The 24,162-nt window shown below is 36.7% G+C and carries 19 protein-coding genes, 2 pseudogenes and 1 riboswitch; of the genes and pseudogenes, 11 read left to right on the forward strand and 10 right to left on the reverse strand.

The features are described from left to right. Positions 1 to 57: 57 nt before the first annotated feature. Together V192_RS0109555 and V192_RS0109560 are read right to left on the reverse strand one after the other, a co-directional pair. Complete coding sequence (locus V192_RS0109555; RefSeq protein WP_239644632.1) at positions 58 to 549, reverse strand: GNAT family N-acetyltransferase; 492 nt, start codon at positions 547 to 549, stop codon at positions 58 to 60. After that, positions 546 to 887 carry a MazG nucleotide pyrophosphohydrolase domain-containing protein gene (locus tag V192_RS0109560; protein WP_025871163.1) on the reverse strand — a complete coding sequence of 114 codons (342 nt, stop codon included), beginning with the start codon at positions 885 to 887 and terminating at the stop codon, positions 546 to 548. Before V192_RS0109560 ends, V192_RS0109555 begins: the two co-directional genes overlap by 4 nt. Before the next feature lie 170 nt (positions 888 to 1,057). Between V192_RS0109560 and V192_RS0109565 the strand changes: the two genes are divergently transcribed. Both V192_RS0109565 and V192_RS0109570 read left to right on the forward strand, forming a co-directional pair. Continuing rightward, entirely contained in the window at positions 1,058 to 1,696 is a 639-nt protein-coding gene (locus V192_RS0109565) for a histidine phosphatase family protein (protein WP_025871164.1), read from the forward strand. A gap of 44 nt (positions 1,697 to 1,740) precedes the next feature. Beyond that, positions 1,741 to 2,307 carry an LOG family protein gene (locus tag V192_RS0109570; RefSeq protein ID WP_035011218.1) on the forward strand — a complete coding sequence of 189 codons (567 nt, stop codon included), beginning with the start codon at positions 1,741 to 1,743 and terminating at the stop codon, positions 2,305 to 2,307. Between the two features lie 102 nt (positions 2,308 to 2,409). On the opposite strand, the gene V192_RS20900 is transcribed toward V192_RS0109570, so the two are convergent. From V192_RS20900 to V192_RS0109585, 5 genes and pseudogenes are all read right to left on the reverse strand, one after another. Then, positions 2,410 to 3,225 carry a SpaA isopeptide-forming pilin-related protein gene (locus V192_RS20900; RefSeq protein ID WP_338030869.1) on the reverse strand — a complete coding sequence of 272 codons (816 nt, stop codon included), beginning with the start codon at positions 3,223 to 3,225 and terminating at the stop codon, positions 2,410 to 2,412. Between the two features lie 72 nt (positions 3,226 to 3,297). Continuing rightward, positions 3,298 to 3,456, reverse strand: a pseudogene (locus V192_RS22740) (cell wall anchor protein); the annotation flags it as partial. 11 nt (positions 3,457 to 3,467) lie between these two features. Next, the gene (locus V192_RS19860) at positions 3,468 to 5,165 is read right to left on the reverse strand and encodes a vWA domain-containing protein (protein WP_051581945.1); all 1,698 of its coding nucleotides are present in this window, start codon (positions 5,163 to 5,165) and stop codon (positions 3,468 to 3,470) included. 178 nt (positions 5,166 to 5,343) lie between these two features. After that, positions 5,344 to 6,083: pseudogene (locus V192_RS19865) on the reverse strand (amino acid ABC transporter ATP-binding protein). Between the two features lie 132 nt (positions 6,084 to 6,215). Beyond that, on the reverse strand, positions 6,216 to 7,799 hold the full coding sequence (locus V192_RS0109585; RefSeq protein WP_025871168.1) for an ABC transporter permease subunit: 1,584 nt from the start codon (positions 7,797 to 7,799) through the stop codon (positions 6,216 to 6,218). Between the two features lie 149 nt (positions 7,800 to 7,948). Then, a riboswitch (Lysine riboswitch) is annotated at positions 7,949 to 8,120 on the reverse strand. Positions 8,121 to 8,398: 278 nt separating this feature from the next. Here V192_RS0109585 and V192_RS0109590 point away from each other — a divergent pair. Further along, complete coding sequence (locus V192_RS0109590; protein ID WP_025871170.1) at positions 8,399 to 9,202, forward strand: WxL domain-containing protein; 804 nt, start codon at positions 8,399 to 8,401, stop codon at positions 9,200 to 9,202. A 127-nt stretch (positions 9,203 to 9,329) separates the two neighbouring features. Here V192_RS0109590 and V192_RS21225 read toward each other — a convergent pair whose 3' ends face one another. Beyond that, positions 9,330 to 11,195 carry an Ig-like domain-containing protein gene (locus V192_RS21225; RefSeq protein WP_158001100.1) on the reverse strand — a complete coding sequence of 622 codons (1,866 nt, stop codon included), beginning with the start codon at positions 11,193 to 11,195 and terminating at the stop codon, positions 9,330 to 9,332. A gap of 218 nt (positions 11,196 to 11,413) precedes the next feature. On the opposite strand from V192_RS21225, the gene V192_RS0109605 reads away from it, so the two are divergent. The 3 genes from V192_RS0109605 to V192_RS0109615 all read left to right on the forward strand — a co-directional run bounded on the left by V192_RS0109605 (position 11,414) and on the right by V192_RS0109615 (position 14,724). Next, complete coding sequence (locus V192_RS0109605) at positions 11,414 to 11,887, forward strand: MarR family transcriptional regulator (protein ID WP_025871172.1); 474 nt, start codon at positions 11,414 to 11,416, stop codon at positions 11,885 to 11,887. A 125-nt stretch (positions 11,888 to 12,012) separates the two neighbouring features. Next, a complete protein-coding gene (locus V192_RS0109610; RefSeq protein ID WP_025871175.1) occupies positions 12,013 to 13,248 on the forward strand; it encodes an MFS transporter in 1,236 nt (411 codons plus the stop codon). 84 nt (positions 13,249 to 13,332) lie between these two features. Further along, entirely contained in the window at positions 13,333 to 14,724 is a 1,392-nt protein-coding gene (locus V192_RS0109615) for a hypothetical protein (protein WP_025871177.1), read from the forward strand. Between the two features lie 117 nt (positions 14,725 to 14,841). On the opposite strand, the gene V192_RS0109620 is transcribed toward V192_RS0109615, so the two are convergent. Both V192_RS0109620 and V192_RS0109625 read right to left on the reverse strand, forming a co-directional pair. Continuing rightward, the gene (locus V192_RS0109620; RefSeq protein WP_025871180.1) at positions 14,842 to 16,617 is read right to left on the reverse strand and encodes an ABC transporter ATP-binding protein; all 1,776 of its coding nucleotides are present in this window, start codon (positions 16,615 to 16,617) and stop codon (positions 14,842 to 14,844) included. Beyond that, on the reverse strand, positions 16,617 to 18,359 hold the full coding sequence (locus V192_RS0109625; RefSeq protein ID WP_025871182.1) for an ABC transporter ATP-binding protein: 1,743 nt from the start codon (positions 18,357 to 18,359) through the stop codon (positions 16,617 to 16,619). The genes V192_RS0109620 and V192_RS0109625 overlap by 1 nt, the downstream gene beginning before the upstream one ends. A 98-nt stretch (positions 18,360 to 18,457) precedes the next feature. On the opposite strand from V192_RS0109625, the gene V192_RS0109630 reads away from it, so the two are divergent. The 5 genes from V192_RS0109630 (at position 18,458) to V192_RS0109650 (ending at position 24,135) form a co-directional block, all read left to right on the forward strand. Further along, positions 18,458 to 19,225 (forward strand): MerR family transcriptional regulator, encoded by a 768-nt coding sequence (locus V192_RS0109630; RefSeq protein ID WP_025871184.1) that lies wholly within the window; start codon positions 18,458 to 18,460, stop codon positions 19,223 to 19,225. A 74-nt stretch (positions 19,226 to 19,299) separates the two neighbouring features. Continuing rightward, positions 19,300 to 19,632, forward strand: coding sequence for a thioredoxin family protein (locus V192_RS0109635; protein ID WP_025871186.1), 333 nt, complete (start codon positions 19,300 to 19,302; stop codon positions 19,630 to 19,632). A 218-nt stretch (positions 19,633 to 19,850) separates the two neighbouring features. Continuing rightward, positions 19,851 to 20,687: a BglG family transcription antiterminator LicT gene (gene licT, locus V192_RS0109640; RefSeq protein ID WP_025871188.1), complete on the forward strand. Its 837-nt coding sequence runs from the start codon at positions 19,851 to 19,853 to the stop codon at positions 20,685 to 20,687. A gap of 134 nt (positions 20,688 to 20,821) precedes the next feature. Then, entirely contained in the window at positions 20,822 to 22,714 is a 1,893-nt protein-coding gene (locus tag V192_RS0109645; RefSeq protein ID WP_025871190.1) for a beta-glucoside-specific PTS transporter subunit IIABC, read from the forward strand. Continuing rightward, complete coding sequence (locus V192_RS0109650) at positions 22,711 to 24,135, forward strand: 6-phospho-beta-glucosidase (RefSeq protein WP_025871191.1); 1,425 nt, start codon at positions 22,711 to 22,713, stop codon at positions 24,133 to 24,135. Before V192_RS0109645 ends, V192_RS0109650 begins: the two co-directional genes overlap by 4 nt. The last annotated feature ends 27 nt before the right edge of the window (positions 24,136 to 24,162 follow it).

The raw sequence follows: 24,162 nt of genomic DNA on the forward strand, positions 1-24,162 counted from the left end.
CAAGTGAATTTTCAGAAAAAGCTTGAGGTTTTCAGAGAACATTAAAGAACGCTGAGATTAATCGACAAAATAGGCAAATTGATAATCATCACAGAACGTTTCATTGATAAAAAATTCATCCTTAAATAGTGCTTCTTGAATAAAACCGTTCTTGCGATAAAACTGGATTGCTTTGGTATTTGGGCCCATGACCCGTAAAGAAATCTTGTGGATCCCTTCTTTGACAGCAGCATCTTTTACATAGTTCAGTAGCTTTCCGCCAATCCCTAATGATTGACTATCTGGATGAACGCCTATACCAAGCATCCATTGTTTTTTATGTGCGATTAGTGGTGTTGGATGGTGAACATCGATAAAACCGTGAACCCTATCTTCACTTACTGCAACAAAAATGGTTCGTCCTTCAGTTTTTTCTTTATACTCATCAACTGAGTGATAATAGTGAAGAACAGGAGAGTTTTCATTTGTCCAAATGCTATTTTCAATTTCAAGTAATGCTGGAAAATCTTTTTCTTCAAGTAGTCTAATTTCTATTTTTTTATTCATCATATGCTCTCTTTCCCTATGTTTTGCTCATTAAAACGTTCTTCAAGTTTTTGTTTGTGAGAAGTTAAAATATCTTCAAAACGAATATCATATTTATCAGCTAAAATGAAAATGTTATCTAAAACGTCACCAAGCTCTTCAGTCAGGTCTTGAATTAAGGCTTCTGGCGCTTTTTCGTCTTCATCTGGTCGATCACGTCCAATCTCTAATGCACGAACCGCGCGTGCAACTTCACCTGTTTCTTCAGCTAAAAAGCCAACACGAGCGAATGAGTTGAGTGCATACCATCCTCTCTTTTTATAAAAATTACTGATCCATAATTGATAATGTTGAAGTTCCATATCAATCCCTCCATTCTATTTTACTATGTTAGCATATAGATAGAAAAAAAAGAGCCTTTAAGTTACTAGATATTAAAATAATAAACATTTTTTTCAAAGCAAATAGTTCCTATTTGTAGTATCATAATCAAATATAAGGAATAACTCAAAAAATGGAGGAGAATAAGCAAATGACCACATTTTATTTTGTTAGACATGGAAAAACTGAATTGAATCTAAGCTTGCGCTTTCAAGGAGGAGAGATCGATTCGCCCTTATTACCTGTAGGGATTGAACAAGCAATCCAGGCTGGCCGTTATCTTTCTGATATCTCGTTTGATGCAGTTGCAGTCAGTACTCAAAAGCGCGCGATGGACACGGCCAATTATCTTCTTAAGGAAAATAACTTTTTAGATGGTTTGACCGTTCAGTATCATAATAGTTTGAGAGAAATTAGATTTGGCAAACGAGAAGGGGCTGAGATTGATCATAACGATGAACAAACTAATTATTTACGTAACCGTCCAGATTTATATGATCCCACGGCGTTTGGCGGTGAGACGATCGATTCTTTAGTTACCCGTTCGACTGAAATGATCGAACAGCTCAGCAGAAGCTATCCAAATGGGAAAGTACTAATTGTCGCCCATGGTGTGTTATTGATTACGTTGATCAATTCATTGGCTGGAAAAGAAAAATCGAAATGGCGTGAAGGCGGACCGCTAGCAAATACCAGTATTACGATCTTAGAAAATAAACATGAGCAAAAAAACTATACGATAAAATCATTTAATGATATTTCCTACCAATCACAAAATGAAGAGGCATAAAAGTAAATAAAGGGTTATATTTAACTGGAATAGGTGGAGATTATATGAAGAAAATGGCCGTATATTGTGGTGCCAGTACAGGCAATAATGTAATATACCAAGAACGAACTGAAGAATTAGGACAATGGATGAGCAACAATGAGTATGAGCTTGTCTTTGGTGGAGGAAAAGTTGGTTTAATGGGCATTTTGGCAGATACTATTATTGAAAATGGTGGTAAAGCGATCGGTGTTATGCCGACTTTTCTAATGGAAAGAGAACTAGCCCATCAAACAATCACAGAAATGCATATTGTGAATGATATGCACGAACGTAAAAGAAAAATGATCGACTTAGCAGATTGCTATTTAGCACTACCAGGAGGTCCAGGAACATTGGAAGAAATTTCAGAGGTTGTTTCTTGGGGACGTATTGGGGAACATCAAAATCCTTGTATCTTTTTTAATGTGGCTGGCTATTATGATTTATTAGCCGATTTCTTTGATAAGATGGTTATGGATGGTTTTTTAACTAAGGAAGATCGAGCAAAAATATTCTTTTCAGAAGATCTGGATCAGATACAACAGTTTATTGAAAAATATACGCCACCTGAAATCCGTTCTTATAAATAGCTGGAAAGACTAATAAAATCCGGTGCTTGTGCGTAACTTTTAACGTTATACACAAGCACCGGATTTCTTTTCTAAACGCACCATCATTTGGCTAAAAATTCGTTATTCTTTTTTATTCCGCTTATTTCTATAGTACAAAATGACAGCTACAACAATGATGATCAATCCAATCAGCAATAACCATGACTGAACTTTTTCACCAGCATTAGGAATTTGTCCACTACTTTTTGGTGTTTCTGGAACTTTTGGATTTATGGTATCTTTTGGTTTTACAGCGTCTTTTATTTTTTTATTGACGACTTTGTAGGACCAATTTTCAGGAGTAGTAACTGCTAGTTCGCCTTTTGAATTTTGATCGATCGTTAACTGGATCGGAGCGATTGCTTCATAACCTGATAAAGGTGCAATTTCAACTAATTGATAGCTTCCTTTATCCAAATTAGTAAAGGTCACCGCACCATTTTTATCGGATGTTTGGACATCTCCAACCTGTACACCTTGTGCATTTAGCAATTTGAAGCGTACATTCTGCAGAGGTTGATCCTCTTCATCAACTTTAGTAAACGTTAAATTCGTTTTATTCAACTGATTCGTCAGAATTATTTTATCGTGAGTAGTGTCAGTGCTAGAAATATAATTGGGATCCGTATTGACTTCAGTTGCTGAATAGGTAAAGTCTTCCCCTTTATTATTAAAAGCTGCTAAAAAGACACTGTTTGTTTCATTTTGCGGCGTGATCGAATCAACAGTAAATGACCATTGATCAGAAGTTTCGGTAGGCTTACTTAATAAAATAGGCTGACTTTCTTGCCAAGCGGTACTTGTTACGACTGTACGTTTCAGAATAACGGAAATAGCATCTGGTCGTAAGCCAAGTTGGTTGTTATTATCTATCCAATTTTTTTCAATGTTCACCATTGTTCCAGGAGCTTTCACAGAAGGAATTGGAAAATCTACAAGGTTCCCTTTGCTAGTTGTATCTAAGGTTGTTCGACCATTTGCTAGATACCAATGATCCGGAATAAAGGAGGATGCTTCCGTATCGATTCGTATTTGATAAGTCATGCTTAAGTGTTCATCTTTACCTAAAGTTATTCCTGTTAGTTCCAGTTGGTTATCTGCTGCAGTAATAACCACTTTATTCACTAATTCGGGTGCAACTACCCAGAAACCAGATTCATTTTTTCGAAATCCTTGTAAAGTGTAATCTTCTGGCGAAAATGTACTACTGTTTTTTGCAGTAGAATTTGCTCCCCCATAGGATCAATTACAGTTCCATTTGGGACAGTATGTTCCACTCGTGCGGCAACGTTACTTAAAGCTTCTCCTAATTGTGAGAGATCAGCATCAATAGGTAAATATTTGGCTTCGCTGCTTGCCAAGTTTTTAGAGACATATTCGCCACGATCACTTGGTGCCACCCCAATGGAATAAAGGTCATACCCTTTTAATTTTAAGTCGACAGAAGTACCTAGAGATAAATTAGCAATTTCTTTGGCACTCATGAATGTTGCATTTGCTGGATCTTCGTCCACAGTTGTTTGACTACTTGAATAATACAGTGGGGAATTAATAGCAAAATCACGATAATAGGTTTTGTCACTAAATCCATTGTAAGGTTTTATTTGTCCATCATTTGTGTATAAAATTGCATCATCAGCAGGATGATAAGCACGGTTAACGCTGCCATCTCCAATATGCACGATCATCTTCCGTTGAACGTCAGGTTTGGCAGATGTCTCAAATAAATTATCAGCAGCTACCAAACCTTTTTGTATAAATGTTCCAGAATGGCTCTTACTGGAATCTTCAAGAAAGTTTACTAATTCTTCTTTGTTCCCAGTAAATGGTTGAACATAACTATCCCGATTATAGGCAATAATGCCAACTCTAACTTTTCCGCTGGCTAAAGAGTTATCGATTTGGTCTAAAAATTCCTCAACACCATGAATTGTATTTTGCAGCTTTTGTCCGTTCATTGTGGAAGAATAATCAATAACTAAAGCTATCTCTATCGGATTTGGTAATTCGTTTCCTTTTATGTCTAAAGTGATGTCGAATAATCCTTGTTTACCCGTTACTTCTTTTACTGTTTTTTTCACGTAAGCTTCATCATTATAATTCACATATCCTTCATTATCGAATGGTGATTCTGTTGTAGCTCCATACGCGTAATTTAATGTGTTTTCACCTGATTTCCCTTGATCATTATTTGTTATATAATCTCCACTTGAGTTAGTTGTATAATCAAAATTGATTGTTTGCAGTGTTGGTGAGATTAAATCTGGAATGACTGAATCATGGAGCGCAGGTTCAAAATCTGTTTGATCTTCTTTCGTTTGTACAGTTGTAGCTTTCTCCTGTAGCGACTGATTGTTAGGACTAGGAGTTACTTCCTTGGATGGTAAAAGAATCTCTTTAGAAAAATTGGCACTTGTGACTTTCAAAAGAGAATTAGGTGAAAATGCACTAATAGGTGACTTTAACGATAACTTGATTAAGCCTTGATAGGTTGGAGCAATTGTTAATTGAAGCTTGTTTTCTTTTAATGAGCCAACACCAACGGTTTGACTGTTCTGATCACTTAATAATAAGTTGTCGTTATCCGTGAATTGTATATCGTTTGAAAACATAATAATTTGTTCTGAAATATCACCGACAGGTTTTGATAACGATAAAGAAACATTCAATTCATTTGCTTCTTTATCGTTATCAATATGGATATCTTCTAAATCTACAAAGGCAGTGGGTTGCCCAGTTATTTCTTGGGCCGTCGCTACCAGTGGAATAAGCATCTGGACAACTGTTAGTATTAGTAGACTTACGAAAGTAATTAATTTTCCTTGATAATTTCTCATGTAAAACTCCCTGCTTTCCAAATTTTTATAATTATAATAGATGTCACCTTACATTGTAGGTTTATTTTTTATTTATTCCAAATATATTACTTTGAAAAGTCTTTTTTTTTAAACAAATGAACAAAAGTGTAAAAAAACAAACTAGAAAAAGGTCTAGTTTGTTTTGATAGTTATTTGTTTATTCCTTTGATAAAATACGATGTAAAAATTCTTTCGTCCGTTCTTCTTTTGGATGAACAAAAATATCTTCTGAGGTGCCTTCCTCTGCGATTACACCTTTATCCATAAAAATCACACGATCTGATACTTCTTTCGCAAATTCCATTTCATGGGTCACGATGATCATCGTTAATCCTGTATGGCTAAATCCTTCATTGTTTTTAGTACTTCACCAACCATTTCAGGATCAAGGGCCGAAGTAGGCTCATCGAATAACATTACATCAGGATTCATTGATAACGCGCGAGCGATAGCTACACGTTGTTTTTGCCCACCAGACAGTTGTGCTGGTTTTGCATCGATAAATCGTTTCATACCAACTTTATCTAGATTTTCTAAAGCGATTTTTTGAGCGTCTTCTTTACCACGTTTCAAGACAGTGATCTGTCCAGACGTACAATTTTCTAAAACGTTCATATTATTGAATAAGTTAAACGATTGGAAAACCATGCCTAAATGTGTGCGATATTTTGGTAAGTTATAGCCACGCTCCAAAACATTTTCACCATTGTAGATGATTTTACCACCAGTTGGTTTTTCTAATAAATTGATGCAGCGTAAAAGGGTGGATTTACCAGAACCAGAAGAACCAATGATGGTTACAACTTCTCCTTTATTTACTGTCACATTGATATCTTTTAAAACTTCATTTTCACCGAAACTTTTTCGTAAATGCTCGACGTCAATAATTGTATTCATCACTATTTCCTCCTATAGTTAAAAGTCAAACAAATCGGCTGATCCTGTAAAAATTTAGAAAACCGTCATTGAAGCGTTCGATGTTTCAATGACCATTCATCTGAATTATTAAAGATTTATTTGTACAATTAACTAGCTTTCTTTTGTATTTTCTGTTTCTTCTAATTTTACATAAGCAGAAGGGCCGTCCATTTTTTTCTCAACAACACGTAAGACACGTGTGATTGCATAGGTCATGATCAAGTACATGATTCCAACGATCGTAAATGTTTGGAAGAATTGGAAGTTCGCACCAGATGCAGAATTTCCTTGGAAGAATAGGTCAGCTACACCGATAACACTCAAAACAGCTGTATCTTTAATGTTGATGACAAATTCATTTCCGGTTGCTGGTAAAATATTGCGTAGGACTTGAGGGACTACAACTTTGCGCATTGTTTGTCCATGGGTCATTCCGATTGCTTGTGCCGCTTCAAATTGCCCTGAATCAACTGCGAAAATTCCGCCACGGACGATTTCAGACATATAAGCACCTGTATTGATAGAAACAATAAACAAAGCGGCAACTGTTCGGTCCAGAGAAATCCCAAAAGCTAAGGCTAAACCATAGAAGATGACCATGGCTTGTACCATCATAGGCGTACCACGGAAGACTTCAATATAGATCGAAAGCAAGGCATTGCCTAATTTTTGGAAGAAACGTTTCACTTTATTTTCAGATTCTGGAATCGTACGAACAACTCCGATCAATAAACCTAGAGCCGTTCCGACAAATGTACCGATCAAAGCAATAAATAAGGTTAAACCTGCACCACGTAAGAACATACCGCCGTATTGATCCCAGATATTTTTAAAATCAGCTAAAATACCTGTTTTTTCACTATCACTTGCTTCAGCAGCTGGTTGATCTTTGACTGCTTGATCCATGATTTTTGTGCGCTCGTCTGATGAAATACCTGATAAAATTTGGTTGACCTTGCTGATTTCGGGATCTGCTTTGCGCATACCCACTGCGATTTGAACATCTTCGGCATTGGTTTGGAAACCATTTTCTTTAGAGAACTCAAGCATTGTTAAATCTTTATTGACACTGGTAGCAGTTACTCCTTCAGGTCGTTCACTGACATAGCCATCGATCATGCCAGAGGCTAAAGCTGTTCTCATTGCTGAAAAATTATCCATAGCTTGTTGCTTATTTACACCAGGGATTTGATCGATCACACTATAATGGAAGGTATTTAACTGTGCTGTGATTTTAGCACCTGATAAATCGTTCAGATTTTTAGCATCTGCAAACTTGCTTTTCTTCTGAACAACGACAACTAATTGTGATTCATAGTAAGGATCTGTAAAATCAATTTCCTTACGACGTTCTGCAGTGGGGCTCATCCCAGCAATAATGGCATCGATTTTACCTGATTGTAAGGCTGGAGCCAAACCATCCCATTTTGTTTGAACGATCACTAGTTTTTTTTCTAATCCGTCTGCAATTTTTTTAGCAATTTGAACATCATATCCTCCTGCATAAGAAGAATTTCCTTGTATTGGTACTGCGCCATTTGCATCTGTTTTTTGCGACCAGTTAAAAGGGGCGTATCCTGCCTCCATCCCGACGCGGAATTCACCGTTTGTTTCTGCTTGACTGAATACTGGAGAACAGAACACACTTAAAATAATTGCAAAAAGTAAGCCAAGTGAAAATGATTTCTTGTTCATGTTTTTCTTCCTTTCTTTTTAACCACTTAATTTGTTCTACTATAATTTAGTTTAAAGAGTTTTGAAGGATCTGTCTAAACATATTCTTCCTACAAAAAAAGCAACCATACAAAAATGCATGGTTGCCTACTATCGTCAGGTACTCTCAACAAAAACATAGCGCAACTTAGCATCACTACTAAGACAGTCCGCAAGTTGTTCGCTTACGTCCCAACATATAACAGTGAGGCTGTTATACATTTCGGCGATTTTTCCTAGACTTGCTTCGATGTGTCCTCTCACTCCACAAGCTTAATAAAAACCGCAACCTCTACCTCGATTTGAGGTACTATTTAATTATTAGATTCAAGTAGAAAGTGTACGTTATTTGAGTAGAAAAGTCAATGCTTTAGGTAAAAACAGCGTGAATAATGAGAAAATTGTTTAGTAATGTTTTTCCTTTGTTATTTGAGAAAATAATCTACAAAATTAGAGAGGAATAAAGTGATAGAATGAAGAAAATATCGAAAATTTCTCAATTTTATCGAAAAAAACTACTATTTGTATTTTAATTTGTTATAATTAAATTGTAATAAAATAAGTTCATAAAGGAGAAAAAAATGAAGAAAAGGTTGTTTAAACAGTTGGTAGTGACTTCCGCATTTGCAAGTGTTGTTTTGTGTCCCAAAGTAGGTGTTGCAGATAGCATAGAAGCGAAGCAGGAAATCAAGACAGAGGTCATGGATGGGAATATTGCAGTTAAGGCTAAGAATATAAATTTATCCTTTGACAATATCAAATATGGAAATAAAGAAACACAATATATTTACCCAACGATCGATAAGGAAAGTATCAGTCAATCTGATCAACAAACGGTGATAGAGACGGTAAATCCATACAGTGGAGAGCAACCGGTAGTTCCACCAGAGCCTTGGTATCCTTGGAAAGATGTGATGATGACCATCACGAATAATAAAACGAGTGCCCCAGATTTTAAAATCACATTAAAACGTACAGGATTTACTAATAAAAAATCTGGAAAAGAAATGACGGGTGCTAATTTCTATATGGGGAAATTTCATGATAGTTTAGATTTTAAAGGAGAGAAACGCTCTAAAAATGCTGGTGAGGCTGATAAATATTGGCTAGCTGAATATGTTACTTTAGAAAAAGACAGTTCTGCTTTGATTGCTGATTATCGAGGTGAGGCAGCGATTGGTGAACATTGGTTATCACCTTTCCAAGTTCCTGAGACTGATGAAGATGGGTATAGAAAGAATCCATATCCTGGTGGGTATGCTCATGGAGAGGAAACCTATCAAGAGAAAAATATTTCATTGGGAATTGATGCAAATACTAAAATCCCAACAGCCGGTTCTTACGTGACAACATTAACTTGGTCTGTGGAACAAACGCCAGGATAAATGACAAGGAACAAACTCTTGAAACAATAGTAAAAGTCTGTAGTGAAAATCATTTTTGATTTTCACTACAGACTTAACATTTGTCTCGTCTAGGTTAAATTAGATGAAGGATAAGAAGTAGTAAATTTTAACGTTGTTCAACGATAAAGTAATCTTTCACAATTGTTGGATTTTTCTTATCTACGTACATAATAACTATTTTACTATTTTCTAATTTTCGATCAACGTCTACATCATAGAGTGTTTGAATGATCGGATGACCCAATGTTAATGGTCGAATATTATACATTCCTGTTCCACCAACAAAATCTAATTCACCGATTTTTAGATCATACATAGTATTTAGTTTATTTAAATGGAAAAGAATATGAGGTGTTCCATCTGGAATAGCTTTCATTTCAAATGTATCTGTTAGGTCTTTTTTAGAAAAATATAAGCCTTTTTTCGCTGGGAAGTTTAAGTCTACTGACTGTAATTGTTCTTTTTCTTTAACTGTAACAGTAATTCGTTTTTCAATTTCACCAAAGTTAGTCACAGATAATACTAAAATTTCAGTTGTTCCTTCTTTTTTACCTGTGATTTTACCATTATCGTCAACATCAACGATTGATTCATCCATTGAAATCCAGAATAATTCTTTGTCTGTTGTATTGGCAGGTAAAACAGAAGCTTTAAGCGTTAATGAGTTACCTAAATTTAATTCTACATTGTCTTTGTCAACAACGATTTCTTTAGGCGCGACTTCGTTTACAGTAACATTGATGTATTTTGTGATTTCTCCATTGGCTGTTTGCACGTCGATGATCGTAGAACCAGGATTTACACCTGTAATTCGCCCATTTGAATCCACTGTAGCAACTCCCTCATCAGTTGTTTCAAAATTTAATTGTTTGTTTGAGGCATTTTCAGGTAAAACTGATGCTTTAAGATCAAAAGAGTCTCCAGCATTTAATTCCACTGATTCTGTTTCAACGACGATTTCTTTAGGCTTAACGATATTTGTTACTGTCACTTCAATATATTTTGTGATTTTTCCATCATCAGTTGACACATCGATAATAGTTACACCAGGTCCAGTTGCAGTAATCTTTCCATTTTGATCTACGGTAGCGATTTGATCAGCAGTAGTGTCCCAATGTAATTTGTTATTCGCAGCGTTTACTGGTAAAACGTTCGCCTTAACGTCAGTAGATTCACCGATGTTTAATGTTACCTTTTGTTTGTCCACTTGAATATCTTTAGCTTCAATAGGGCTGTCTAAATGTTGTGAGACAAAATCAAAGTATTCTGAGTTCATTTTAGTTCCAAAATTATAATAAGTAGAAGCATACGCCACAACACCGATTATTTGTTGTTGATCATTATAAATTGGGGAACCAGATTGTCCGCCCATAACATCCATATCAAAATTGATTCTGTTTTTTGTTTCTCCAACAACTTTTCCAGAAGCTTCCCACAATGTTGCCCATGGTTTATCACCGGGATAACCAGAAGTAGTAACCTTAGTATCATTACCGACTGTGTCTGTTTCAATAAATGGCATTGGAGCAACGAGATCACCGATGCTTTGTCCATTATTTTGTTCAAGGGTTATAACCGCAATATCACTATCAGGATTATGCGCGTCAAGGTAACTTTGAGGAATAAAAACTTCTTTGATTTTAAATTTTCCATAAGGGGTTGTTGAACCTGTTCTGCCAGGAACTACATAAACATTATCTTGCGTTGGATTATTACGGATTTTATTAACAACATGAGCTGCTGTTAATACTGTATTTTTCCCAATAACTGCTCCAGATCCCGTACTACCATCTACCGCGATAAATGTAGTACTTTGATAGGGTGCCTTTGTACCGTCAGTGATTTGCACACGATCATCTGATCCAATGATCGTTCTATTTTCAATCTCGACTGCGTGTGCTTCCGGAGCAAAATTAACAAGAGATGCTCCCAATAAAGAAATACCAATTAAACCTAATTTCCAATTTTTCAATATAACTCTTTCCTTTCCCATTTGAGGTTACTATCTACTATTTATAGAATAATAGATAGTATAATTGTAATATAAATATGAAACAATAGCAATAAAGAAAAGATAGAAACCCATGCTAAATTGCAAATGATCTAGCAAAGGTTAGTTATTATTGTTGAAAAAGAAACAATCATTCCATATACTAATGGTAATAAACAAGTGGACAGGAGAAAAAAACCATGAATAAAAAGGAACAAGTAGCAAAGGAATTTAGGGCTGTATTCAACAAATTAGCTTGGTTGAATAAGTGCAAAATGGAAGAAGCTTTGAAAGAGTATAAACCTTCAGAAGTGCATTGCATTGAAGCAATTGGCAAAACTGTAGATCCAAATGTGACAAAGCTTGCGGACTCTTTATATATGACACGGGGCGCCATTAGTAAAATAACGAAAAAGCTTATTAAAAAGAATGTGATCGAAAGTTACCAAAAACTTGAGAATAAAAAGGAAATCTATTTTAAGCTCACCAAGCAAGGGCAAGAAGTGTTTGACCTTCATGAGCAACTGCACGAAGAGTTTCGAAAGCGAGATGAAGTAGTCTATGAACAAGTCACAGAAGCACAATATGATGACATGCTTCGTTTTGTAAAGCGATATAGTGAGCATATAGATGAAGAGATAGAGAAACAAGGGATAGATAGTAAGTCTGAATAAAATAATGACAGCGAACAAACGAATTCTTTAGGAGTTGGTTTGTTTTTTTGTTGACAAGGAAACAATGAGGGGTTAAGATGTATATGTTTCCAAGGAAACTAAAAAACGGTCAAGGAGAACAATCAATGTCAAAATTTAAAACAAAAAATGAAATAAATACGAGACAAATGGCGGATAAACATGCCTTAGCTTTCGGTTTAATCTCTGTATTTCTGATCGGAATAGGGTTTAGTATCATAACGCCTGTCATTCCGTTCTTAGTGCAACCCTATATTACTAATCCAAATAATCAAGCAATCGTTGTGACACTTTTAATTTCAGTCTATGCCATCTGTATGTTCTTTTCAGCTCCTATTCTGGGGGCTTTAAGTGATCGATTTGGCCGACGACCATTATTATTATGCAGTTTGTTGGGCGCGTCAGTTGGATTCTTTGTTTTTGGTATCGGCGGCTCTTTAGGGGTATTGTTTGCTGGACGAATCATTGAAGGAATCACAGGAGGCAGTATCAGCACGATTTTTGCTTACTTTGCTGATATCACGCCCAAAGAACAACGGACGAAATATTTTGGCTGGGTCAGTGCCATCACTGGCGTCGGTTCAGTGATGGGACCAGCATTAGGCGGCGTATTAGCAGCGAAATTCGGTTATGCGGCACCATTGTATTTTGGAGCAATGATCACATTGTTAAATGTTGTGTATGGTTTCTTTTTTATGCCAGAAAGTCTGCATAAAAATAATCGTCTAAAAGAGATTACTCCTTCAAGATTAAATCCATTTCTTCAGCTATTCAATGTATTATCAATGAAAAATTTAAACCGATTGCTTATTTCAGCCTTTTTACTTTGGATTCCAAGTGGCTCCTTACAAGCTATCTTGTCGCAGTTTACAATCGATACATTTAATTGGAAACCAGCTCTGATCGGTCTGGTATTTTCGATTATGGGTATTCAGGATATTATTTCACAAGGGTTGATTATGCCACGGTTATTACTCAAACTTAGTGATAAACAAATCGTCGTTTTAGGAATGTTTTCAGAAATGATCGGTTATGGGTTGATTGCTGGATCAGCGCTACTATCTTTTTATCCTTTTTTCATCATTGGGATGTTTGTCTTTGGTTTTGGTGATTCTATTTTTGGCCCTGCATTTAATGGGATGGTCTCTAAATCAGCTGACATAAGTGAGCAAGGGCGTGTTCAAGGCGGCAGTCAATCAATTCAGTCATTGGCAAGGATCGTCGGTCCGATTATTGGGGGACAACTCTATGTAACGTTTGGATCGGCTGCACCTGCTTTTATGGGGGTGTTATTGATTACAGCGGCAATCGCTGTTCTAGTTAAAGGAAAAGTCGCAGCTTAAATCCCAACACTGACTAGACCAACTTATTTCTTATGGTAAACTAGTAGATAGTGGTTTAATCAAAAAGAAGTTTTTGATGATACGTTGGGAGGAATTGGTATTATAAAATTTAAGAAAATAACAAAAGCAGCGGTGTTGTTGCCGCTTCTGATTTTTATTGCAACATTTATCTACGGATTGTTGAAATTTGATTTTTCAGGGAATACTCCGAATCAACCTTACGGATTGATTTATTCCTTTGTAGTATTGCAGTTTGTTTTTATAGGTTATATCTTTTCATTTGTAGTAAATGCGGTTGTGGTTGTATTTTTTTTGAAAAAATTTAATCAAAAGAGTCAACAGGTTCAACGTTTGATCAGTATCTATATAACATCTTGGCTTTTATTACTTATTTTATTTTTTAAGTTTGGCTACTCTGCGTTGTTTCCATATAGTACACTGTTTGCCCCTGGAACAATTGGTGTCGGGCTAATGGTGTTGTTTGTAGCGGTGTCGGGCTGGTTAGTTGTTGATCGCTCAACAGGTTTTACTCATGATCAAGGAGAAAGAGTTCGCGTAAAAGCGGTTATTTTTGGCGTGACGCTGCCAGTTTTGCTGATCATTTTGACTGTTGGAACACGCCTTGGTTTTCTTGCGTATGCCCAAAATAATCGAAATGATGAATACCAACAAGTGATTGAACAAAAGCTCCACAGTGTTGGAACAAAAGGTCAGGTAAAAATCGTCAAAGCGTATGATTCTTCAAAGTCGAAACATGTCCAGTTGAATTATACTGTGACCCAAGACGGCGTTTCTGTATCTGCCAAAGGAGTCTTAAGGCGAAAAAATACAACAGACAAGTGGAAACTAGTTGATAGTAGTCTCACTACCTATGACAACTCAATTCAAACAATTCTTCAAGTGCCAGCACATTCACAAGAAGCGAAAACGTTTCTAGATGAATTTACTGAAGAAGTCGAAAAGAGTATTGCTAAAAGTGGGTTAACAAAAGAGATAGGCACAAATATGCCACTTGAGAAAAATGAGACTCGAACAGACTATGACCTACCTTATCTAGCCTTTAACAATGAGGGTAGTACTGAAAAAATCAAGCAATGGGCAAAAGAAAACAGCCAATCTACAAACAAAAAAGAGGCAGCTTTTGGTGGCTACGCAGCATTGACAGTCAAACAATTGATGAAAAGCCATATGATCATTGCCAATGTCCCAATACAATATCCATATGTAGAAGAAAGTGATTTTGACGAAAGAACAGAGAATGCGGAGAAATATCGCGATCAAGTGATAAAAAATCTTGATTATTCCAAATTGATGGATGGATATTATGAGATACAGGTAGGCTCGTCAGGTAATCCACGATTGTTCCTTGTGAAAAATCATCAAATGAGTGAAGTAAAAGGTCTTTTAAGTAGTTCCCTGCTACGAGAACCAGCAGAGGATGTAGGAAGTTTTGGTTTTGATTGTATGGAATGGTGAGAGAGTATGTGTTTTTGCAGTAATAACAGAGTCCAAGAAATGAGCCGTTCATTCAGATATAGAGAGCGTAATAAAAACTGATTTTTAGTTTTTATTACGCTCTCTATAAAATATCGCTTAAGTTTGTTGAAACTGACTATTATACAACGATGCATACAATGAAGGTTTCGCCAATAACTCTTGGTGATTTCCTTTTTCCACGATATCGCCATCTTTCATCACTAAAATCAAATCAGCATTTTCAATCGTAGATAAACGGTGCGCAATCACAAAGCTAGTTCGGTTATTTGTTACCTCATCCATCGCTTTTTGAATGTGAGCTTCCGTTCTAGTATCCACGCTAGATGTAGCTTCGTCCAAAATAACAACAGGAGGATTAGCTAAAATGATTCTAGCAATCGTCAGTAATTGTTGCTGCCCTTGTGATAGTGAGCCATTTTCACTGGAAATAATTGAATCATAACCATTAGGCAACGTCCGAATAAAGTGATCACATTGGGCGATTTTAGCAGCTTCGATGACTTCTTCTCGTGTCGCATCCATTCGTCCATACGCAATATTCTCCGCAATCGTTCCTTCAAACAGCCACGTGTTTTGTAAAACCATTCCAAACATGGCACGTAGATTTGTTCTTGAAAGATCTGTGATATCCACGCCGTCAAAGGTGATTCGACCACCATTTAATTCGTAAAAACGCATTAGTAAGTTCACTAATGTTGTTTTACCAGCACCAGTTGGTCCAACGATGGCCACCATTTGTTTCGGTTTAACCGTGAAATCAACTTGTTTCATCAACATTTTTTCTTCTGTATAACCAAACTGAACCTTATCAAAAGCAATGGCACCAGCTGGCTGATCGATGATTTGTACGTTGGCTTTTTCTGGAACATCATCTTCGGCATCTAAAATCTCAAAAATCCGGTCAACCGCGGCTAATGCTGCTTGAATCGAGTTGATGACATAAGAAGCAGTAGAAATCGGTTCAGAGACTTGATTGATATATTGCAGATAAGCTTGAAGCAATCCAATCGTGATTCCACCTTGTAAAACTAAGAACGCACCAATGATCGCACTGACGATAAAGGCCAATTGATTGATCAAACGAATCGCTGGGTAAATGGCAAAGTTCATAAACTGAGCACTTAAAAATGCTTGGTAATGCTTTTGATTTGTTTGTGAAATAACATCTTTGGCATGAGCTTGTTGATTAAAGGTTTTCGTTACCAAATTACCTGATAGAAACTCTTCTGTTTTATTATTTAAAATCCCAAGTTCTGCCTGACTTGCTTCAGCTAATTTTTTGTTTTTGTTGGCAATTTTACCAGTTAAATAGGAACTTCCTGCAATCAGTAAAACAACGATCAAAGTTAATTTGACATCAATATAAAACAACATGATCCCAGCAAAGACGATCGTTGAGATCGAGGTGAAGAATTGGTTGATCCCAGTTAGAAAAACTTGTGACAGTTGATTTAAACTGGTTGTTGTCCGGCTTAAGATATCGCCTACTTGGTGTTGGTCGAAAAAGGCCATTGGTAATGACTTGAACTTTTTCGTGACTTCTTTTCTAACTCTTAATGTGATCCGTTCGCTTAAAGAAGCCATCACGCGTTCTTGCGTGTAAGACATTAAACTACTGATGACTGAAAAAACGATCAAAATCAACACAGGTGTCAATAAAGCATCTTGCACCATCGGAAATGTGATCTGACCGACGCCATGAGTTTTGATCAGAGTCAGCAAATCATCGATGGCGATCCCCATGATGAAAGGCATAGCAATGACTAAGGCATTCCCAATCAAACTACATAGAATCAAGCCGAAAAATATTGGACGTTCAGGTCGAATCAATTGAAAGAATCGTTTTAATGTTTGTTTGTTTAATTTTTCCATCAGACTAGCGCTCCTTCCGTGAGGATCCCTTGTGAGCGGGCAAACTCTTGGTATGTTTTATTATTTTGTAGCAGTTGGCTGTGAGTTCCTTGTCCAACGATTTTGCCTTCATCTAGGACAATAATGTTATCTGCTTGTTGGATCGTGCTTAATCTTTGAGCAACGATCAGCAACGTTTTATCAGCCATTTCTTCTTTTAATGCGACTCTTAATGCGGCATCTGTTTGATAATCAAGGGCTGAAAAGCTATCGTCAAAGATATAAATATCCGCAGGTTTGATCAAGGCGCGAGCGATACACAACCGTTGTCTTTGTCCGCCTGAGAAGTTCGTTCCACCTTGGGCTACAAATGAATCATAACCATCTTCTAAAGTATCAAGATAAGAAGAAAGTTGAGAAATTTTAGCCGCTCGATCCATATCTATTTTTGTTGCTTCTGGATAGCCCATTAATAAATTACTCTTGATGGTTCCGCTAAATAGAAAGGCTTTTTGAGGAACATAACTGATTTTTGAACGTAGCTCTTCTTGTGTAACATTTCTGATGTCTATGCCATCGAATAAAATCGCTCCTTCAGAGACATCACTAAGTCGTAATAATAATTTAGCAACGGTACTTTTACCAGATCCTGTTCCGCCAACGATCGCCGTTGTTTTTCCTTTTGGAATATTGAAATGGATGTTCTCTAAAACGGGTTCATCTGCTTGATCATAGCTGAATGTTACATGATCTAACTCAATCAAAGCATCTTGCGGACTTGTTTCTTTAAGCAAAACAGGCTGGTCAGTATCAAGAATCTGGTCTTGTGTATTCAAAATTTCTTCGATTCTTTTTACAGAAGCAAGTGATCTCGGCAACATAACTAAAACCATTGCGGCAATCATCAAGTAAGCAAGTGTTAATAAAGAGTACTCAACGACTGCTGAAACCGTTCCGATTTGCAAAGTACCAAGCGCAACAAAGTTTCCGCCAAACCATAATATAGAAGAGAAAACCACACCCATTAACAGGAAAGCGACAGGTGTAATAAAAGCGAAAATACTGTTTACGCGGATCATGCCGTTTGCATAATCAGAAAATGTTTTATTTGTTCGTTCTTCTTCATACTCTTGATTGTTGAACGCTCGAATCATATTGATTCCAGTGAAAAATTCTCGCAAGGTCACAATAATTTTATCCATTTTTGGTTGGATCAATAGTGAAAGAGGTGTTCCTTTTTTCATCAAAATATAGACGATCAATCCGAAAGCAACGATGGCAATCAGTGGAACTAAAGCCAACGTTGCGGAATAAGTGAATGTCATATAAAGTGAGAAGACTGCAATGATCGGTGCAGGTAAAATCAGTTGTAAAAACAACACAATCATTTGTTGAATGTTATCAACATCATTGGTCATTCGCGTTAGCAGGGAGCCTGTCCCAAAGTTATCTGCATCTTTAATAGAAAATGTTTGTAGTTTGTCAAAGAACATTTTTCGTGTTTCTAAACCGAATTTAGCGGCTACTTTAGCAGAAAGATAACTTCCGGCAATTGCTGAGAGCGCACCAAATAAAGCCATTGCGAGCATTTTAAGCCCAATCATTTTGATGGATTGTTCATCACCGCTTGCAATCCCCACATCGATCAATTGCGCTACGAGTAACGGGACACCAAGTGTTCCGATAATTTGTAAACATAAACAAAGAACTGTCGCTAAAATAAGTGTCAGATTCTTTTTAATGAAAAATTGAATAATTTTCATCTAAATTCCTCCTTTTCAAGACTCAAAGGGAATTCTACACCTTCAAGTTACTTGAATGTCAACGTTTTTTGTTTATAATTAAAATCAGAGGTGAGAGGATGGAAAAAGAGAAGTTATTAACTGTAGGGCAAGTGGCTGAAATCATGAAATTACCCAAGTCTAAGATTCGTTATTGGGACGATATGAATCTACTGACATCCTCAAGAAATAGACATAATGGTTATCGGATGTTCGATATGGAGGATATTTTGACGATCAGTGATATTGATTTTTACCGTAGGCTAGATATTCCCATCAATAAAATGACGAACCTTTATCGAAAATCACCAGAGGAATTATGGAGTATATTAGATGAAACAGAAACACGAGTGGCCGCAGAATTAACTGAACTTGAGAAAAAACAGCAAGGGATCAAACATAGAAAAGACCAATTATTGAGTTTGATCAAGTTGAAAGAAAAAGAATTTATTGACGAGCCGTTAGATGTAGAACGAATTATTCCAATTGATTTAAAAGATCCAAATGAATTACAAACTTACATTGATAACCCTTCAAGTTTAGTTGTCTATATCGAGAATGATCATGAAGATGAAATTATCTACGGATTTGCAGTAACAACGAAAGAATTTATGGAAGAAGAAACGATTTGGCAACAACCCGAGCAGCCAAAATATGCTTATAAACAATTTTTACTTACAATTAAGTCAGATGATCCGTTGGAAAACAATTTCCAAGTAATGAAGGAGAAATTGGAGCAAGAAGGCTATCGGACTGGAACGATGGTTGGGCGCTATATCATGACCGCAGAAGAGCAAGACGGATTTTATAGAGATTATTATAAAGCATGGATTGAAGTGGCTAAGTAATCATTGGGCAAAAAAATCGTAATCTTGATAAGAAGGTGCTATGATTTAGCCAACTACAAAAGGGTGATCAGTTTATGAAAAAATTACAAACAATTCAAGAGGTTATAACCTTTATCAATGAAAATCATCTTGCTTTCTTGTATGTCTCGCAAGAAGATTGTTCGGTGTGTCATGCGCTTAGACCTAAATTAGTCGAGCTATTAAAAAATTATCCTAAAGTTGAACTAAGAGAAGTGGAAGCAGATCAAGTCAAAGCAATTTCAGCCGAATATTTGATTTTTTCAGCCCCGACCCTACTTTTTTTCGTCAATGGAAAAGAGTATCTTCGGGAAGGAAAGTTTGTTCAGTTTAAAAAATTAGCCGACTCAATCGCGCAAATTTATTCATTTGAAGTAGATAAAGTATAATTTAAAATCAGTAAATCCAGGGGTTTTGGTAATGTGTAAGGGTGTTTGTTGTCAAAATGTAAGCGTACTATTGACAAAGGAAATCAGACGTTGTATACTTTGGTCAACGGATCGTTACTGGTTAAGCAGGCGTGACCTCTCACATTACTTTTTTTGGTGATGTTTGATATGGTCAGGTCTTTTTTCGTTTTTCAAGTCAAGAACAGGAGATAATTTCAATGAAAGTACTGAAAGTTTTTAATAATAATGTTTCTTTGGTTTTAAATGATGACAATATCGAAGAAATCATTATGGGCAAAGGTGTCGGCTTTAACAAGCGTGAAGGCGATGTGATCGATTCAGCCCTGATTGAAAAAAGATTTGTTCTTGAAGGTAATAATTCCGTTAACAATTTAGATAATCTGCTTGCACGAATCGATATTGAAGATATTGAACTGGCCAGTGATATTATTCAATTAGGCGAAGCAGAATTAGAACAATCGATCGATGACTCCATTTTGCTGACATTATCCGATCATATCGGGTTTGTTTTAAATCGAGCTGCAGAAGGATTACAAATGCGCTCACCGCTAGAATGGGACATCAAACAAATCTACACAAAAGAATATGCATTTGCGTTGAAAGCCGTTCAAATGATGCGGGAGAAAACAGGCATTGATATTCCAGATCAAGAAGCAGCTTTTATAACCCTTCATTTTGTAAATGCCTATAATTCTGCTAGCAATATGAACGAAACGATGCTGACAACGAAAATTATCCAAAGTATTATTGACATTATTAAGTATCATTATGGAAGAGAATACGATGAAACGTCCTATGATTTTACTCGTTTCATTACTCACATTCGTTACTTTGTCAAAAGACAGCTAGACAAAGAAGTTTCATCAAATGAGGATTCATCTTTGATCAATCTGATCGCTGTCAAATATGAACAAGATTATCAGTGTGCAGTCAAAATCAAAACATTTTTGGAACAACAATATGATTGGACGATTTCAAATGATGAATTGATGTACTTAACACTTCACTTAAATCGCTTATCAAGCAATCAATAGGATCGTTACTGGTTAAGCAGGCGTGACCTAAGAAAAACACTTAGTGTATAAGTGTTTCTTCTTGGGTCATTTTTTTCTTCTGTTTCCACCGTTTATCATCAATAAAAAATGAATCAAAGAGAGGGATTATCATCATGCGTTATGAAGAAGAAAGTAAAAAAATCATCGAACTGGTCGGTGGTAAATCAAATATCAATAGCTTAGTTCACTGTGCAACACGTTTAAGATTTAGTTTGAAGAATACAAAAAAAGCGGATAAAAAAGCGTTAGAAAAGCTACCTTATGTAATGTCAGTAGTCAATAGCGGTGGACAATATCAAGTAGTAATTGGCAGTAAAGTACCGGATTATTATGCGGCGATCCAATCGTTAGCTGACTTAAACGAAGATGCACCAAAAACAGAGAAAAAACTTAGTTTCAATTATGTATTTGAAGTGATTTCTGGCGCCTTTTCACCACTGATCCCAGCAATGGCAGGTTCAGGCATGATCAAAGCTGTTTTGACGATTTTAGTTGAAATGAAATTATTAGCAGATACTAGTTCAACTTATATGGTTCTAAGTGCGGCAAGTAATGCGATTTTTTATTTCTTACCTGTCTTCTTAGGGATTACCTTGACGAAAAAAATCGGTGGGAATATGTATGTCGGAGGTGTGATCGGGGCAGCATTGCTGGAACCGTCATTCACTGGTATGATCGGTCAGGAGAAACTTGATTTTCTAGGAATCAATTTAAATGTTGTTGATTATGCAACCACGATTTTCCCGATTTTTGTAGCGATTTTTATTTACTCATTCGTAGATAAATTCTTACGCAAAATTATTTTTAGAGACCTTCAATTATTTGCCGTACCAATGTTTAGTTTGATGATCATGGTTCCATTGACTGCTTTACTTTTTGGTCCATTTGGAACGGTTATTGGAGACGCATTATCACAAGGTGTCATGTGGTTGATCGGTAAAAGTGCATTGCTTTCAGGAATAGTCTTAGGCGGCGGCATGCCATTTATGGTTATGTTTGGCTTGCATTGGGGCTTTTCTCCAATCACACTTGAAAACTTGACTGTTATGGGTGGTGACCCGATCGAAGGAATGGCTGTCGCAGCCGTATTTGCTCAAATCGGGATTGCGATTGGCTTTTATTTAAAATCTAAAAAACATTCTAAGATGAAAGCTTTAGCGGGACCTTTGGCATTGACTGGTTTATTTGCAGGAGTAACGGAACCGATTGTTTATGGATTGATTTTAAGATACAAACGCTTATTACCGATCGTAGCGATTTCAGGTGCAATTGGTGGTGCCATTTGTGGCATGACTGGTGTGACCATGAATGCGTATGTATTCCATAATATTTTCTCTATTCCAGTTTATACACCGAAAGTTGGCTATTTCATCGGAGTTGGTTCAGCGTTGCTTGCTGGTGCAGTATTGACGTATTTCTTCGGTGTCAAAGAAGATGAAATGACTGATTTCTTACCTGAAACAGATCAAGGTGAAGATGATTTTCAAGAAGAAACTACAGAAGTGCCAGCCAGTGCTGTAGGCGCAACGGAAACAATTGTGTATGCACCACTTGAAGGGACAGTAATTCCGTTAAAAGAAGTTGATGATGACGTTTTTTCTAGTGAAATTGCGGGTAAAGGCGTTGCGATCATTCCATCAGGTAATAAAGTTATTGCACCATTTGACGGAACAGTTGTAGCAATTTTTCCATCAAAACATGCAATTGGTTTGAAATCAAATGGGGGCAGTGAATTATTGATTCATATCGGTATTAATACAGTGAATTTAAATGGTGAACACTTTGAAGCAAAAGTCGAAATGGGCGACACGATCACACGTGGTCAAACGTTGCTTGTCTTTGATCGTGAGAAAATCGAACAAGAGGGCTATGCGATGACATCACCAGTTATTTTGACAGATGGACCTAGTATGGATACAATGACGATCGTCAACACGAGTGAGACAGTAAAACCTGAAACGAAATTATTTGTTGTTGGTACAAATGAGGAGGAGACGAATCAATGAGAAACGATTTTCTGTGGGGCGGCGCAGTAGCAGCTCATCAAGTAGAAGGCGGTTTTACTCAAGGCGGAAAAGGTGTGAGTATTGCGGATGTGATGACTGCAGGCTCAAAAGATCATGCTAGAGAAATTACTGATGGTATTATAGAAGGAAAATTTTATCCTAACCATGAGGCCATCGATTTTTACGGACATTATCAGGAAGATATTCAGTTATTTGCTGAAATGGGTTTTAAATGTCTAAGAACTAGTATTGCCTGGACAAGAATTTTTCCTAATGGTGATGAACAAGAGCCAAACGAAGCAGGTCTTGCCTTTTACGATGATTTATTTGATGAATTATTGAAGCATGGGATCGAGCCAGTAATCACTTTATCTCACTTTGAAATGCCCTATCATTTGGTTAAACACTATGGTGGCTGGCGTAGTCGTGAGCTGATCGGCTTTTTCACTAAATTTGCTGTAACTGTGATGGAACGTTATAAAAATAAAGTGAAATATTGGATGACCTTTAATGAAATCAACAATCAACGAATCTTAGAAAATCCAATTTATTCATTTACTAATTCAGGGATTCTTTATCAAGCAGATGAAGACAAATTAAAAACGATGTATCAAGCGGCACATTATCAATTTGTAGCGGGGGCACGCACAGTAGCTGAAGGGAAAAAAATCAATCCAGATTTCCAAATCGGCTGTATGCTGGCGGCAACACCCAACTATCCGCTGACGAGTGACCCCAATGATATTATTGCGGCCCAGCAAGAAGATGAAAAGCAATTGTTTTTCACAGATGTTCAAGTCAGAGGGAATTATCCGCGTTGGGCAGTCAAGGAATGGGAAAGAAATGGCTATGAACTGGATATTACTGACGAAGATTTACAGGTACTAAAAGCGGGCACAGTGGATTATATTGGTATTAGCTACTATTTAAGTAATACGATTTCAACACGACCAGAAGCAGTTCGTTTGGAAGATGATTTACTTGGCGATAGCTCACTTGTTGAAAATCCTTATGTCAGTATGACGGAATGGGGCTGGTCGATCGATCCCGCTGGTTTACGTCATTATCTAAATCTTTTAAGTAATCGTTATGAACGTCCGATCTTTATTGTAGAAAATGGATTTGGTTATGCAGATACTCTAGTCGAAGATAAGATCCATGATATAGAAAGAATCGATTTTCTTAGTCAGCATATCAAAGAAATGAAAAAGGCCATCGAGATAGATGGAGTCGATGTCTTAGGATACACGGTTTGGGGCTGTATCGATCCGATTTCATTTACTACTGGTGAAATGCGCAAACGTTATGGGTTCATTTATGTGGATCGCGATAATCAGGGAAATGGTTCATTGAAACGGATCAAAAAAGATTCTTTTGACTGGTACAAGCATTTGATCCAAACAAACGGAGCAGAAATATAAGCAATTGTATAAAAAGTTCTCTCACTG

Origin of the sequence: Enterococcus crotali (genome assembly GCF_000633635.1) — a bacterium.
GTDB lineage: Bacteria > Bacillota > Bacilli > Lactobacillales > Enterococcaceae > Enterococcus_L > Enterococcus_L crotali.